Below are 14,569 nucleotides of genomic sequence, written 5' to 3'. Positions count from 1 at the left end.
TCGGCGTGTACTGTCTTCCACGTCAGCAAGCGCCGCTAGCTCAGTTGGTTAGAGCAGCTGACTCTTAATCAGCGGGTCCGGGGTTCGAGTCCCTGGCGGCGCACAGACAGCCGGAAGGCCCCTTGCGAAAGCAGGGGGCCTTCCGGCGTTTCCGGCGCTCGGGATACCTTCCGTCCATGGCCCCGCACGACGCCTTGCCGTTGCCCGAGGAACTGCTGCTGCTCTGCGCCGACCCGGCGCGCGGCCGGTTCCTGAGCCCGTCCCTCCACCTGAACGAGGTGATCGCGGGCGCCGTCCTCGCCGAACTGGTCCTGAACGGCGCGATCTCCGTCGAGGTGCACCGCTTCGGCGGTGCCCGGATCGCGGGCTACCAGCCGTTCGGCGCCTTCGACGAGGTCTCGGCCGGGGTGCTGGCCCGGTTGGCGGCGAAGGGCAAGAGCCGATTCCGGCCCTGGCTGCCCGAGGCGGTCCAGTGGATCCCGGAGCGCCCCGGGTACCGCTTCTACCTCGACCGACTGGTGGCCCAGGGCTACTACGCCGTCGAGGAGAAACGCTTCCTCGGCCTGCCGAGGAAGCGCTACCCCGCACAGCGGCCCGACCTCGCCCGGCAGATCTCCGACCGGGTGGCGGCCACCCTGTCGGCGCCCGACGGCGGCACCGCCCGGCCGACCGCGGAACGGGACCGGCAGCTGGCCGGCCTGATCGACGTGGCCGGGCTGGACCGCCGCCGCTACCCCGGCCGGGACGGCGCCCCGATCAGGCGCGCCGCCGGGCGGCTGGCCCGGGACCTGCCCGTCTGTCGCGCGGTCCGGCACGTGATCGAACGGAAGTCCGGCGACTGAGCCCGGACCGGGGGCCGGCCGGCACCGGCCCGGCCGTCCGGCACCGTCAGCGGGTGTCGAGGACGGCGGAGGCCACCGCGTCCGGGCGGTCGAACATCACCAGGTGCCCAGCCGGTGCCGTGGTCCGGTAGTCCGCCCCGAGCAGCGTCGCGAGCGCCCGCTGCTCGGCCAGCCAGGACTCGGTGCGGCCGGTCCGGCAGCCGTCGTCGGCGGCCAGCACGGTGATCGGCAGGTCCTCGGGCAGCGGCCGGGTGCGGCGCAGCCCGTCCAGTTCGGCGGCCATGTCGAGGTAGCGCCCGTTCTCCCGGAGCAGCGCGCGCAGGGCCCGTCCGGTGCGGTAGCAGTGCCGGACCAGCGGCGCCGGGGCCAGGTCCTCGCGGCGGACGGTGGACAGCCGGGCGGTCACCCGGCGGGCGGTCGGGCCGAGCAGGTACGGCACGGCCAGGGCGGTCGCGGCGCCCGCCACCGCCCGGGCCGCCAGGTCCCGCGCGGCCGGTGCCGGGTACGGGCGGGCCGCCGCCTCGACGCTGCCGTCGACCAGTACCAGCCCGGCCGTCCGCTCGGGGTGCAGCCGGGCGAAGGCCTCCACGTGGAAGCCCGCGAGCGAGTGGCCGACCACGGTGCAGGGCCCGCCCAGCCCGAGGCCGTCCAGCACCGCACGGATCCGCTCGGCCTCGCCCGCCACCGTCGGGGCGGGCCGCCGCCCGGTCGCGGGCTCGGCGGCGCTGAGCCCGTAACCGGGGCGGTCGAAGCGGACGACGGTGCGGTACGGGGTGAGGAACGGAACGACCAGGTCCCAGTCGAACCAGCTGCTGCCGAGGCCGCCGGTGAGCAGGCAGAGCGGGCCGCTGCCCTCGGTGCGGACGTGCACCGGGACGCCGTCGATGCGCAGGAAGCGCACCCGGACGGCGGGGGTGCTCACGCCGGCCTCCGGTCGGCGGCGGGGCCGCCCGGGGTGCCCCCGGTATCCGCCGCGCACCGGTCGTCGCCCTCCGTCGCACGCGGGGCGGATCGCTCAGCCGTACGCGGGGCGGATCGCTCCGTCGGGCCGGTGGAGCGGGCGACGGCCACGGCGAGGACGGCCAGCCAGATCGCGACCAGGAGCACCTGGAGCCGTTGCCCGGCACCGAGCGCCCAGGTGCCGCGACCGGCCTGGAAGGCGGCGATCGCGCCGAGGCTCCAGCCGGTGGCGAGCAGTTCGGCGCCGAGCAGCCAGGGCCCGAGCCGACGCACCGCCGGCCACTGGTGGTGCCGACGGGCGGCGACGGTGAGCGCGACCAGTCCGGTGAGCGCGCCGAGCACGGCGAGGCTGCTGGTGACGGCGTGCGCGGTGTGGGTGGCGGGGACCAGCCCCGCGGTCTCCCGGGCGGCGCACATCTCGTCGCTGGTGGGGGCGCAGCTCAGCGGCAGCCGGGAGTCGGCGGCGGTGGCGGCGCCGAACAGGGCCAGGGCGGACCAGCCGACCAGGGCCCAGCGGCTCCGGCCGGGGGTGGCGGGGTTCCGGCCGGGGGCGGCGGAAGGTCGACCGGCGGCCGCGGGGTTCCGGGCCTGCCCGGTGGCGAGGGCGGTGACGGCGGCGGCGAGCACGCAGAGCCCGGCGGCGAGGTCGGTGGCGCGGAACAGGCCGCCCAGCGGCTGGTCCTCGGCGGCGAGCTCGCTGATGTACGCCTGCACCGGGTCGAGCCCGGTGCTCAGCACGACCTCCAGCACCCACGCGGTGTAGGCCACGGCGCTGAGCAGCAGCAGCGCGGCGACCGTCTTCCGTGCGCGCCCGGACCGGGGCTGGGGCCGGGGGCGGCGGGGGTGGGGTCGGGAGCGGGGGTGTCCGGGCGGGGAGCTGGGCACGATTCCACCCTAACCGGGCGGGAACTCCGCCCCAACCGGGAGGAAACGGGCACCCTGAGCGCCGGGCGGAGCCCGGGTGGTGCGGGGCACCCCTCGGGACCGTGTATTGTTCTCCAGGTCAGCAGGCGCCGCTAGCTCAGTTGGTTAGAGCAGCTGACTCTTAATCAGCGGGTCCGGGGTTCGAGTCCCTGGCGGCGCACAGACAGTTGGGGAGCCTCTCGCAGCAGCGAGGGGCTCCCCGATTTTTTGGCCCTCGATGTCCGTTTTATGTGTGATGTCGGTCTCGATTGCCGTTCCGGTGGAGCCATGAGGCCCGCCCGGCTCGTCCAGGGCAGTAAACCGGAATCGGGACAAAGGTCCCTAACCGCCGATGTCCCCGTCTGTGCAGGCTGGCCCGGTCCGCCCGCAGGAAAGGCCGCGCCTTGTTCCGAAACGCCCAGAGCGGCGGCCGGCCGCCGATCGGTCTCCGACCGGTCAAGCGGCTCAAGCGCTCCACCCCCACCACGCCGGGCGGCAAGAAGCCGCGCCGCCCCAAGCGCACCGGCTGGCGCCGACTGATACCCACCTGGCGGATGACGCTGCTCGGCTTCGCCACGGCGCTGCTGCTCGGCGTCGGCCTGTTCGCGCTGGGGGTCGCGCTGGTGAAGGTCCCCGACGCGCACGCCGCCGCAACCGCGCAGAGCAACACCTGGCTCTACTCCGACGGCTCGGTGATCACCCGCACCGGCCAGACCAACCGGCAGAACGTCGGCCTGGACAAGGTCTCCCCCGCCGCCCAGCACGCGGCGCTGGCCGCCGAGGACCGCAACTTCTACAACGAGGGCGCCGTCAACGTCCAGGGCCTGGTCCGGGCCGCCCTCAACACCGCCAAGGGCGAGGGCACCCAGGGCGGTTCCACCATCACCCAGCAGTACGTGAAGAACACGTACCTGGACCAGAAGCAGTCCATCACCCGCAAGGTGAAGGAACTGTTCATCGCCATCAAGGTGGACGCCACCGAGAGCAAGGACGACGTCCTCTCCGGCTACCTGAACACCTCCTACTACGGCCGCGGCGCCTACGGCATCCAGGCCGCCGCCCAGGCCTACTTCGGCATCGACGCCTCCGCGCTCAACCCGGCCCAGGGCGCCTACCTGGCCACCCTGCTGAACGCCCCGAGCGCCTACGACGTGGCCACCGCGACCCCGGCGGGCAAGCAGAACGCCGTGAACCGCTGGAACTACGTCATGGACGGCATGGTCAAGAAGGGCTGGCTCGGCGCAGACGAGCGGGCCAAGAGCGCCTTCCCCGACGTCAAGGACCCGCAGCCGAACCCCGGCCTGTCCGGCCAGTCCGGCTACCTGGTCAACGCGGCCACCCAGTACCTGACCTCGAACAACATCATCAGCGAGACCGAGCTGGCCAAGGGCGGCTACACGATCAAGCTGAGCATCGACCCGGCCCGCCAGCAGGCCCTGCAGGACTCCGTCCAGGCGCAGCTGCACGACACCCTGAACCCGGACAAGCGGAAGAAGGACGCGGCCGCCCAGGCCGGCGCCGTCTCCGTCGACCCGAAGACCGGTGCGGTCGTCGCCCTGTACGGCGGCGTCGACTACGTGAAGCACTACGTCGACAACGCGACCCGGCGCGACTACCAGGCCGGTTCGACCTTCAAGGCGATCGCACTGGCCGCCGCCTTCGAGAACAACGCCAAGACCCAGGACGGCCGGACCGTCACCCCGCGCACCGTCTACGACGGCACCAGCGGCCGCAAGGTCCGCGGCGGCAAGGGCACTCCGTACGCGCCGCCGAACGAGGGCGACGTCAGCTACGGCCAGATCACCCTGCAGCAGGCCATCGACAAGTCGGTGAACTCGGTGTTCGCCCAGCTCGCGCAGGACACCGGGCTGCAGAAGGTCAAGGACACCGGCGTCGCGCTGGGCCTGCCCGCCAACACCCCGGGTCTGGACCCGGTGCCGTCCATCCCGCTGGGTGCGGCCACCCCGAGCGTGCTCGACATGGCCGGCGTGTACGCCACCCTGGACAACGGCGGCAAGCAGACCACCCCGTGGCTGGTGCAGTCGGTGGACCGCGCCGGCGAGGCCGTGCAGCTGCCCGCGCACAAGACCACCCAGGCGATCAGCTCCGACACCGCCAACCAGGTCACCTCGATGCTCCAGGGCGTGGTGAGCGACCCGGGCGGCACGGGCTTCCGAGCGAAGGCTCTCGGTCGCCCGGTCGCGGGCAAGACCGGTACCACCGACGACCAGAAGTCCGTCTGGTTCGTCGGCTACACCCCCGAGCTGGTCACCTCGGTGGCACTGTTCGGCCAGGACCCGGGCACCGGCGCCCAGGTCAGCCTGAGCGGCGTCGGCGGGATCGACGGTGCGGCGGGCGGCCAGTTCCCGGCACAGATCTGGACCGCCTACATGAAGGCCGCGCTCAAGGGCCAGCCGGTGAGCGACTTCCCGACCCCGGCGGACGGCGGCGACTCCGGTGCCGGCGACCTGCCGACGGCCCCGACGAGCACGCCGAGCAGCACCCCGTCGACCGGCAGCGCCACGCCGAGCACCGGCGCGGGCAACCAGCAGGGCGACAGCTCCGGCACGGGCTCCGGCAGCAGCTCGGGTTCCGGTTCCGGTTCCGGCGGGTCGGGCACCGGCCCGACCACGGCCCCGACGGACCAGCCGACCACCCAGCCCACCACGCGGCCCACCACGCGGCCGACCCCCCGGCCGACGCCGACCACCCAACCCACCACCGACCCCACGAGCCAGCCGACCACCCAGCCCACCGGCGGGACGGGCGGGCTCACCGGGGCGGGCGCCGGGGGCTGATCGCCTCCCGGGCCCTCGACCACCCGCCTCGGCCGTCGGCCGGACCACTGACCCCGGGTCGGTGGTCCGGCCGACGGCCGACGTCGTTGTCGGAGGTTTCGGTGATCCGCTCGGTGGCGGTCGGTGGCTGAGGTTTCGGCGATCCGCCCGGTGGCGGTCGGTGGCGGTGATCACGCCTCTGCGGACAGTTGAGACCAGGACCAAATGACGAAATGGTGCCTTACCGAGATATCGGTATGACTGTCACAATGCGCCAGTGCACAGATCAACGGCCTCTCCCACCCGCCCTTCGGGCAGAACCCTCGGCCTCGGCCTCGCGCTGGTCTCCGCCTTCGCCTTCGGCGGCTCCGGCACCGCGGCCAAACCACTGATCGAGGCGGGACTCTCCCCCCTGCACGTGGTGTGGCTCCGGGTCACCGGGGCGGCCGTCGCCCTGCTCCCGATCGCCTACCGGCACCGGGACGCCGTCCTTCGCCGCCCCGGCCTGCTGATCGGCTTCGGCCTGCTCGCCGTGGCCGGCGTCCAGGCCTGCTACTTCGCCGCGATCTCCCGCATCCCGGTCGGCGTCGCCCTGCTCATCGAGTACCTCGGGCCGCCGCTGCTGATCGGCTACGTCAAGTTCGTGCAGCGCAAGCCGATCAGCCGGGGCGCGGCGATCGGCGCCGGCGTCGCGGTGGCCGGACTGGCCTGCGTGGTGGAGGTCTGGAACGGCCTGAGCTTCGACGCGCTGGGCGTGCTGTTCGCCCTCGGCGCGGCCTGCTGCCAGGTCGGCTACTTCGTCCTCGCCGACGCCGGCCGCCGGGGTGAGCGCCCGGTCGACCCACTGGCCGTCAGCGCGTACGGGCTGCTGATCGGTGCCGTCCTGCTCACCGTCCTCACCCGGCCCTGGCAGGCCGACTGGAACCCGCTCGGCGGATCCGTGGTGATGAACGGGCACAGCCTGCCCGCCCTGATCCCGGCCGCCTGGATGGTGCTGGTCGCCACCGTGCTCGCCTACTTGACCGGCGTGATCTCCGTCGGGTACCTTTCGCCGCCGATCGCGGGAGTGGTGGCCAACCTGGAGGCGGTGGTCGCCACCGTGCTGGCCTGGGTCCTGCTCGGCGAGCACCTGGGGCTGCCGCAGGTGGCGGGCGGCCTGCTGGTCCTGGCGGGCGCCTTCGTGGCGCAGACCAGCCGGCCGCCGGCGGCGAAGCCCGCCGAGGCGGGCGCCGCTGCCGGGACGGTCGATGCTGGCACGGTCACTGCTGGCGGGACGGTCGCTGCCGGCGCGGGTGCGAGCCCCATGGGCGTGACGGCCTCGGGTGCGATCGCCTCGGGGGCGAGCACTGCCGGGGCGGGGGCCGCGGGAGCGGGGGCCGCAGGCGCAACCGCCTCCGGGGTCAGCGGCCGGTCCAGCCGAACCAGTCGAGGTGACTGACCGGCCACACCACGGCCGACACCGGGCCCACCACGTTGCCCACCGGCACGGCGCCGCCGCCCGGCCCCTGCCGGTGCCAGCGGGAGTCCGCCGAGTCGCTGCGGTGGTCGCCCTCGACCCAGATGTAGCCCGCAGGCACCTTCACCGGACCGAAGTCCAGGCCCGCGCAGGAGTCGTCGCCGGGGTGGAGGTACGGCTCGTCGACCTTCCTGCCGTCGACGGACAGCGTGGTGCCCGTGCACTGAACGGTCTGGCCACCGGTCGCGATGACCCGCTTGACCAGGTAGTTGTCGTCCTTCGGCGGCACCAGCCCGACGAAGCTCAGCACCGAGCTCACGGCATTGGTGAGCGGGTTGGTGTCGACCGGCTGCGGCGGCAGCCAGTTCCCCGGGTCCTTGAACACCACCGGCTGCCCCGGCTCCGGCGTCCAGCCGGTCAGCGGCGCGAGCTTGTTCACACCGACCCGGTCGCCGATCCGCAGGGTGTTCTCCATCGACCCGGACGGGATGGTGAAGACCTGGAACAGGCAGGTCTTGATCAGCAGCGCAACCACCAGCCCGACCGCCGCCATCGCCGGAATCTCGATCCACCACGGCCGGGGCCTGCGCCCCGCCCGACGGGCCTTGCGACCGCGCGAACCGCCGGCCCGGCGACGGGCCCCGGCACGGCCACCTGACGCACCCGGGCCGTGCGGCCCGTCCTGGGCGGCCCGGGCGGCTGGTACGGCGGATCCGCTGGGAGCTCCGCTCGGCGTTTCGGGCAGGTTCACCGCCATCGTCGCTGCTCCACCTCTCCGGCTGGGGGAAACCTGCACGCTACGCCAACCGGAGGGCCGTACGAAATCCGGGACTTAGCCTCTCCCGACATCGCCCGGCCCCGGGGCAGAGCCGGTCCGATACCGGCTCGGCACGGGCTCGGCACCGGCTCGGCACCGGCTCGGCACCGCCCTTGGAATTGTCCGGAGTCGCCCGGGGGACGCCGCGGGGGCGCGTTCAGGCGCGGGCGATGGCCTCGTGGTGGCGGATGACCTCGGCAATGATGAAGTTCAGGAACTTCTCGGCGAAGACCGGGTCGAGCTTGGCCCCGGCGGCCAGTTCCCGCAGCCGCTTGATCTGGTCCCGCTCCCGGGCCGGGTCGGCCGGCGGCAGCTTGTGCTCGGCCTTGAGCCGGCCGACCCGCTGGGTCGCCTTGAAGCGCTCGGCCAGCATGTGGACCACCGCGGCATCGATGTTGTCGATGCTCTCGCGCAGGCTGGTCAGCTCGGCCCGCACCGCGTCGTCGATCCCCACCGGCACGCCGGCGTCGGGGGTCGTGGGCTGGTCCGTCATCGGGGCGGCTCCCGGTGTCTGGGGGTGGGCGCCCGACCGTACGGCGGCCGGGCTCGGACCCCGGCAAATCTAACAGGGCCCCCGCGCCGGACCGGCACCGTCCGGAGGAACCGTCCAACATCCGGACAGCCGGTCGGACCGTCCGCCGCCCGGCTCCGCGGCGGCGCAGCCCGTAGTCTGGTGCGTGCATGACCGGAAGTGACGACTCAACAGTCCCTCAGCACTGTCAGCACTGGAGGAACCGATCGTGGCAACCACTCGTACCGCCCGCACGGCCTGGGAGGGCGACCTCCTGCACGGCAAGGGGCAGGTGACCTTCGCCTCCTCCGGGATCGGCGAGTACCCCGTCTCCTGGCCGGCCCGCGCCGAGGAGCCCAACGGCAAGACCAGCCCCGAGGAACTCATCGCGGCCGCCCACTCCGCCTGCTTCTCGATGGCTCTCTCCAACGGCCTGACCAAGGCCGGCAACCCGCCCACCACGCTGGACACCCAGGCCGACGTCACCTTCCAGCCCGGCACCGGCATCACCGGGATCCACCTGACCGTCACCGGCGCAGTGCCCGGACTGGACGAGGCCGGCTTCGTGAAGGCCGCCGAGGACGCCAAGGCCAACTGCCCGGTCAGCCAGGCCCTGACCGGCACCACCATCACCCTCACGGCCAAGCTGGCCTGACCGCCGCCCCGGCCCGTCCGGGGCGCACCCCGGCCCCGCCCCGGCGCGCAACCAGCGCCCAGGGGCGCGGTCTCGGCGCACGCGCTCCCGGCGCACCTCATGTGAGGTGTACCGGGGGCGTCTGAACGTTCGCCACGCATGATCACAAACAGGGCGAATCACCCTGCCGGCGGTCACCGCGCGTTGCCGTCGCGGCCTATGATCGGCCGCAGCGCCCTGTTCTCAACCCGGGTCCCCGCGCGACAGCGCCCCACGGCGGACGCCCCTCAGCGGACCGGCACCGAGACCTCGACAGAGTGCGGAGCCGGCCGCCGGAATCCCGATCGGCCAGGCGGACCATCGTCAAGCGTCAGCAGCGGACGGGAGCATGCCGTGCCGGGCCAGAACGAGGGGGCCGACGCACACCACCCAGGCGTGCGACACGAGGAATCGTCACACCACCGCTGGTCCCACCACCGCCACCCCGCCGCGCCGCTCCTCGATCCGGTGGACCCGGAGCCGGTGAGTCTGGAACCGGTGGACCTGGCAGTGGGCCTGGAAGCGGTGGAGCCGGAACCGGTGAGCCTGGAGCCGGTGGGCCTCATGGCAGCGGTGGCTTCCTCCACCCCCTCCTCCGTCTCCGCTGTCCCCGCTGTCCCCGCTGTCCCCTCCGCTTCGTCGGCCACGGGCTGCGGCACCCTGGAGGCTCCGGAGGTGCGGCTCTGCCCCACCTGCTCGGCCCCGTTGGCCGACGGTGCGCACACGGTCGGCGCCGACGCCCCCGGCCGGCCCGGCGGCGACACCGACCGGCTGCTGACGGCCCTCCGGGCCAGCGAGTCCCGCTTCCGGGCCGCCTTCTGCGACGCCGTCATCGGCATGGCCCTGATCGACCCCGAGGACCGGATCATCGAGGTCAATCCCGCCTTCGCCGCCCTGGTCGGCCGCGGCGTCGACGAGCTGGCCCGCACCCACCTGCACGAGATCATCGACCCGGAGGGCCTGCCGCACCGGCTCTTCGACGGCCTCGTCCACGGCGAGCGGGAACGGTTCCGCGTGGAGAGGCAGCTCAGGCACCGCGAGGGCCACACGGTCTGGGGCAAGGTGACGGTCTCGCTGATCCGGGACCCCGCCGGGCAGCCGCTCTACACCCTCGCACTGGTCGAGGACCTCACCGAGCAGCGCCTGCTCGGCGACCGCCTGGAGTACCAGTCGCTGCACGACCCGCTGACCCGGCTGCCCAACCGGACCCTCTTCTTCGAGCGGCTCGACGCCGCCTGCCTGCCGACCACCGAGGCCCCAGGCAGCCGGGGGAGCAGGGAGCCCCGCGCGGACCGGGGACGGCCTGCGACCGCGGCGAACGGACGGCGGGTGGGCGTCTGTTATCTGGACCTCGACGGCTTCGCGGCGATCAACGAGACCCTCGGCCACCACATCGGCGACCAGCTGCTGATCGCCGTCGCCACCCGGCTCCGGCGCGGACTCGCCGAAGCTGCGGAGCGGGACGCCCACCTGGTGGCCCGGATGGGCGGCGACGAGTTCGCCGTCCTGGTCACCGACAGCGTCGGCAGCGAGCAGCTGACCGCCCTGGCCGGACGGATCCTGGAGACGCTGGAACGCCCCTTCGACGTCGCCGGGCACCGGCTGGTGATCACTGCCAGTGTCGGCGTCGTCGAACGGTCGGTGGACGAGACTACCCCGACCGACCTGCTCAAGGACGCCGACGCCACCCTCTACTGGTCCAAGGCGGACGGCCGCGCCCGCTGGACCCTCTACGACCCGGACCGCGGCGCCCACCAGCTCACCCGCCAACTGCTCGCCACCGCACTGCGGCCGGCCCTGGAGCGCGGCGAGTTCACCATCGAGTACCAGCCGCTGGTCGGCCTGGCCGACGGCACCGTGCACGGTGCCGAGGCGCTCGTCCGCTGGCGCCACCCCCGCTACGGGACGCTCTCCCCCGACCGCTTCATCCCGCTCGCCGAGGAGTCCGGCGCCATCGTGCCGCTCGGCAAGTGGGTGCTGGAGGAATCCTGCCGCCAGGCCCGGCAGTGGCTCACCGAGTTCCCGGACACCGAGACCTTCGTGAGCGTCAACCTGGCGGCCCGCCAGATCTGGGACTCCGACGTGGTCGCCGACGTCGCCCGCGCCCTCGAACGCACCGGCCTGCCCGCCCGGCTGCTGCAACTGGAGATCACCGAGAGCGCCCTGCTCGGACCGGGCGGCCGTCCGCTCCAGGCGCTCCAGGCGCTCGCCGACATGGGCGTGCGGATCGCGATCGACGACTTCGGCACCGGCTACTCCAACCTGGCCTACCTCTCCCGACTGCCGGTGCACGTCCTGAAGCTCGACGGAACGTTCATCGAGGGCTTCCGCGACCCGGCCCCCGCCCCGGCAGCGGCCGTGAGCGCGACCGACGGCGCGACCGACGGCGTGACCGAGGGCACGGTGGCCACGGACCGGTCGGCCCGCCCGGAGCTCCGCTCCCGGCGCAGCGACGCGGACGAGCAGATCGTCGGCGCGATGGTGCAGCTGGCCCACACCCTCGGACTGACCGTCACCGCCGAGGGCATCGAGAGCGCCGCCCAGGCCGAGCGGCTCCGCCTCACCGGCTGCGACACCGCCCAGGGCTGGTACTTCGCCCGGCCTGGCGAGGCCGAACTCGTCGCGGCGATACTCCGCGAGGGCCGCCCCACCCCGAGCGGCCGCTAGCCGGACGGGGTGGGAGCGGAGCAGAGCGAGCCTGGTCAGGCCGTCGCGGTCAGACTGTTGCGGTCGGCTGGTTGGCGTCAGGCCCTCGCCGTCAGGCCCTCGCCGTCAGACCGACGCTGTCAGACCGTCGTCGTCAGACCGTAGGCCTCGGCGATCAGGCCGTAGGAGCGGAGCCGCGCCTCGTGGCCGTGGATGTGCGAGGTGACCATCAGCTCGTCCACACCGGTCCGCTTGCGCAGGGCCTCCAGGCCGTCCGCGACCTGGCCCGGGGCGCCGAGCACCACGTTGTCCAGCCAGTTGTCGATGAAGTCCGCCTCGACCGGGCTGTACGGGTACTCCTCGGCCTCCTCCGGGGTGGGGATCGGGCCGGGGTTACCGCGCCGGAGCCGGAGCATGCCGAGGGCCGCGGAACGGGCCAGGCGACGGGCGGCGGTCTCGTCATCGGCCGCCACGGCGCTCACCCCGATCAGCGCGTACGGCTCGCTGAGCACGGCGGAGGGGCGGAAGGACGTCCGGTACAGGTCCAGGGCCGGGATGGTGTTGGCGCTGCTGAAGTGGTGGGCGAAGGCGAAGGGGAGGCCGAGGCGGCCCGCCAGCTGGGCGCTGAAGCCGGAGGAGCCGAGCAGCCAGACCGGCGGCCGGCCCTCGCCCTTGGGCACGGCGGTCAGCCGGTCGTAGGGGTGACCCCGGGGGAAGTCCCCGTCGAGGAAGTGGGTCAGCTCGGAGAGCTGCAGCGGGAAGTCGTCCGCGCCCTCGGAGACGCCGCGGCGCAGCGCGCGGGCCGTGGCCTGGTCGGTGCCGGGGGCGCGGCCGAGCCCGAGGTCGATCCGGCCGGGGTGCAGGGCTTCCAGCAGGCCGAACTGCTCGGCGATGGCGAGCGGCGCGTGGTTGGGGAGCATGACACCGCCCGAGCCGAGCCGCAGCGTCGTGGTGTTGGCCCCGAGGTGGGCGATCAGGACGGCCGGGGTGGAGCTGGCCACTCCCGGCATGCCGTGGTGCTCGGCGACCCAGAAGCGGTGGTAGCCCCACTGCTCGGCCCGGCGGGCCAGCTCAGTGGTGGCGGCCAGGGCCTCGCTGGGCGTGTAACCGACGCCGACGGTGGCCAGGTCGAGGATCGAGAGCGGAGCGGGGGCCGTGCCGCGGGCGGTGGCCCGGATCGCCTCGCTGGCCCCCGGCCCGGTTCCGTGCTCCTGCTGGTCCTCGGTGGTCATGCCGTCCGCCCTCCTGCTGTGGTGGTCCGGCTCTGCTGCGAACCGGCCGTCGTGGGCGGCCGCGCGGGCCTCGGACGGCCCGGCGGTCGCTGCTGCCGACGGGGGTCAACCACGGTCACGGGCGTGCTGTTCCCGCGCCTGCCGCTCGATCTCGGTGCCGTTCCTGTGCGATTCGCGTGCGGTTCGCGTGCGGTCCGCATGAGATTCGGATGAGTTTCGGGAACGGTCCGTGCGCGGTCCATGTCCGGGCGGGCTGGTGTTCGTCGGGTTCGCACGGGTCGACCGACCGACCGTCCGGATGACTCAGGGCCATCAGTCCGACACGGATGGCGACTTCACGCCAGGGTCGGAACTCGCCAGCCGCAGCGCTCGCGATCGGCCGCCGGCTTCGGGCAGGCTGATGATCAGGAGCTGGATCATCGAGCGGATCCGTGTTCCGTCAGCAAGGTCGTCGGGCTGGACCAGCACCGATCGATCCCTGCGAGCCCTCGGTGCGGCACCCCGCCCCGGGGGCTCGTTCCATTTCCGGCGGCCCCGCCCCGCCCTGGGCCACCGGCGCGCCACCGCCCACCCCGGAGCCCACCCGACCATGGCGGGCCGCTCTCCGGTCGGCGGGATCCGCACGCCGCGGTCGCCTGCTGTGACCTCCGCCGCACCGGGGTGCTTCATGGCATGAAAAGTCGAAGCGCTAGCGTTGACCTCACAGCCACCTGCTCCACCAGGGCGGCGTGGAGGGAGTAGGGCCTTGAACTTCGTGGCGGCGATCGGATCCTCGTGGATCTGCGCCCTTGCGCTCTTCGCCGTACTCGGCGACGCGCTGCTTCCCTTCATCCCGAGTGGCACCCTGGTCATCCTGGCCGTGCTCAAGACGGCGCAGATCAACGGTGCCCCGATACTGCTCGGCCTGGGCGTGGCGGTGGCCTCCTTCCTGGGTGACGTCCTGCTGCTCCACCTGGCCCGGCGCGGCGCCCCGCTGCTGCAGCGCCGGCTCGCCAGACGCCCGAAGCTGGCGGCCAGCGTGGCCAGGGTTCAGCAGTCACTGCTCGAGCGCCCGCACGGCGGGGCGGCCGCGATGGTGGTGATCGCGCGGTTCGTCCCGGCCGGCCGGACCGTCCTGGACCTGGCCATCGGCCACTCCCCCGCGCATCCGCACCGGTTCCTGCACTGGTCGGCACTGGCGGCGCTGGTCTGGGCCGCCTACATCGTGACGCTGGGCTGGCTGAACAGCCACTGGTTCAACACCGCCTGGCTGAGCCTGGCCGTCTCGTGCGCGGCGGCCACCGCCGTCAGCACCGCGATCGCGCGAGTAGTGCGCCGTCATCGGCGACTGGCCATGGCCTGACCGGTCCGGGAACGCCCTGTGGCCTCCGCGCGGCGACACCCGGCCGTGTCCGGCTCTCCCATTCGCTCCTACTCGCTCCTGGCCAGGCCCGACCGAGGGGTGCCGCCAGGAGCACAATTGCCCCTTGCAGGCGATGCTCCGTACCGAGCGCCGACGAACTCCGACCGGTACGGGTGGAGCGGCGGTACCGTACTTCCCTGACGGCACGCAATGCGAAGCGTCACAGGACCGCAACAGACGACGAATCCCTGCAGCCCAGCCGGGCACCCCCGGCGTGTTGTCTGTCGTCGGAGCCCGGCGACCTTGGAAGCCGCTACGGCGACATGACATGCTAACGGCGGAATATTCATCAATTGCCCGATTTGACCGGTGCGGCCCCGGGTCGCCCTCACCACCGGTCGATCGGTACC

The 14,569-nt window shown here is 73.4% G+C and carries 12 protein-coding genes and 2 tRNA genes; 8 read left to right on the top strand and 6 right to left on the bottom strand.

Features of this window, described 5'->3' with window-relative positions; translation table 11 throughout:
* The first annotated feature begins 29 nt into the window (after positions 1 to 29).
* A tRNA-Lys gene (locus ABTY61_RS12160) sits at positions 30 to 103 on the top strand.
* Positions 104 to 176: 73 nt separating this feature from the next.
* Positions 177 to 842: a GOLPH3/VPS74 family protein gene (locus ABTY61_RS12155; protein WP_350504854.1), complete on the top strand. Its 666-nt coding sequence runs from the start codon at positions 177 to 179 to the stop codon at positions 840 to 842.
* A gap of 46 nt (positions 843 to 888) precedes the next feature.
* On the opposite strand, the gene ABTY61_RS12150 is transcribed toward ABTY61_RS12155, so the two are convergent.
* Both ABTY61_RS12150 and ABTY61_RS12145 read right to left on the bottom strand, forming a co-directional pair.
* Positions 889 to 1,764, bottom strand: coding sequence for an alpha/beta fold hydrolase (locus ABTY61_RS12150; protein WP_350504853.1), 876 nt, complete (start codon positions 1,762 to 1,764; stop codon positions 889 to 891).
* Entirely contained in the window at positions 1,761 to 2,588 is an 828-nt protein-coding gene (locus tag ABTY61_RS12145) for a DUF998 domain-containing protein (RefSeq protein ID WP_350504919.1), read from the bottom strand. Before ABTY61_RS12145 ends, ABTY61_RS12150 begins: the two co-directional genes overlap by 4 nt.
* 224 nt (positions 2,589 to 2,812) lie before the next feature.
* Here ABTY61_RS12145 and ABTY61_RS12140 point away from each other — a divergent pair.
* From ABTY61_RS12140 to ABTY61_RS12130, 3 genes are all read left to right on the top strand, one after another.
* Positions 2,813 to 2,886 (top strand) — tRNA-Lys (locus ABTY61_RS12140).
* A 223-nt stretch (positions 2,887 to 3,109) separates the two neighbouring features.
* On the top strand, positions 3,110 to 5,503 hold the full coding sequence (locus tag ABTY61_RS12135; RefSeq protein ID WP_350504852.1) for a transglycosylase domain-containing protein: 2,394 nt from the start codon (positions 3,110 to 3,112) through the stop codon (positions 5,501 to 5,503).
* A gap of 256 nt (positions 5,504 to 5,759) precedes the next feature.
* Positions 5,760 to 6,920, top strand: coding sequence for an EamA family transporter (locus tag ABTY61_RS12130; protein WP_350504851.1), 1,161 nt, complete (start codon positions 5,760 to 5,762; stop codon positions 6,918 to 6,920).
* On the opposite strand, the gene lepB is transcribed toward ABTY61_RS12130, so the two are convergent.
* Both lepB and ABTY61_RS12120 read right to left on the bottom strand, forming a co-directional pair.
* The gene (gene lepB / locus ABTY61_RS12125; RefSeq protein WP_387930493.1) at positions 6,883 to 7,491 is read right to left on the bottom strand and encodes a signal peptidase I; all 609 of its coding nucleotides are present in this window, start codon (positions 7,489 to 7,491) and stop codon (positions 6,883 to 6,885) included. The genes ABTY61_RS12130 and lepB overlap by 38 nt on opposite strands.
* Positions 7,492 to 7,912: 421 nt before the next feature.
* The gene (locus tag ABTY61_RS12120; protein ID WP_350504849.1) at positions 7,913 to 8,248 is read right to left on the bottom strand and encodes a chorismate mutase; all 336 of its coding nucleotides are present in this window, start codon (positions 8,246 to 8,248) and stop codon (positions 7,913 to 7,915) included.
* Between the two features lie 247 nt (positions 8,249 to 8,495).
* Between ABTY61_RS12120 and ABTY61_RS12115 the strand changes: the two genes are divergently transcribed.
* Positions 8,496 to 8,921, top strand: a complete 426-nt coding sequence (locus ABTY61_RS12115; protein ID WP_350504848.1) for an OsmC family protein — start codon at positions 8,496 to 8,498, stop codon at positions 8,919 to 8,921.
* A 414-nt stretch (positions 8,922 to 9,335) separates the two neighbouring features.
* The gene (locus ABTY61_RS12110) at positions 9,336 to 11,606 is read left to right on the top strand and encodes a putative bifunctional diguanylate cyclase/phosphodiesterase (protein ID WP_350504847.1); all 2,271 of its coding nucleotides are present in this window, start codon (positions 9,336 to 9,338) and stop codon (positions 11,604 to 11,606) included.
* Positions 11,607 to 11,725: 119 nt separating this feature from the next.
* Here ABTY61_RS12110 and ABTY61_RS12105 read toward each other — a convergent pair whose 3' ends face one another.
* Positions 11,726 to 12,817 carry an LLM class flavin-dependent oxidoreductase gene (locus ABTY61_RS12105; protein WP_350504846.1) on the bottom strand — a complete coding sequence of 364 codons (1,092 nt, stop codon included), beginning with the start codon at positions 12,815 to 12,817 and terminating at the stop codon, positions 11,726 to 11,728.
* A 312-nt stretch (positions 12,818 to 13,129) separates the two neighbouring features.
* Entirely contained in the window at positions 13,130 to 13,285 is a 156-nt protein-coding gene (locus ABTY61_RS12100) for a hypothetical protein (protein ID WP_350504845.1), read from the bottom strand.
* A gap of 286 nt (positions 13,286 to 13,571) precedes the next feature.
* On the opposite strand from ABTY61_RS12100, the gene ABTY61_RS12095 reads away from it, so the two are divergent.
* Positions 13,572 to 14,159: a DedA family protein gene (locus tag ABTY61_RS12095; RefSeq protein WP_350504918.1), complete on the top strand. Its 588-nt coding sequence runs from the start codon at positions 13,572 to 13,574 to the stop codon at positions 14,157 to 14,159.
* Positions 14,160 to 14,569 lie beyond the last annotated feature (410 nt).

The sequence above is a fragment of the Kitasatospora sp. NPDC096128 genome, from assembly GCF_040303105.1.
In the GTDB taxonomy this organism is placed as follows: Bacteria; Actinomycetota; Actinomycetes; order Streptomycetales; family Streptomycetaceae; genus Kitasatospora.
The sequence above is the reverse complement of the archived record's forward strand: the minus strand, read 5'-3'. Positions and strand labels throughout refer to the sequence as shown.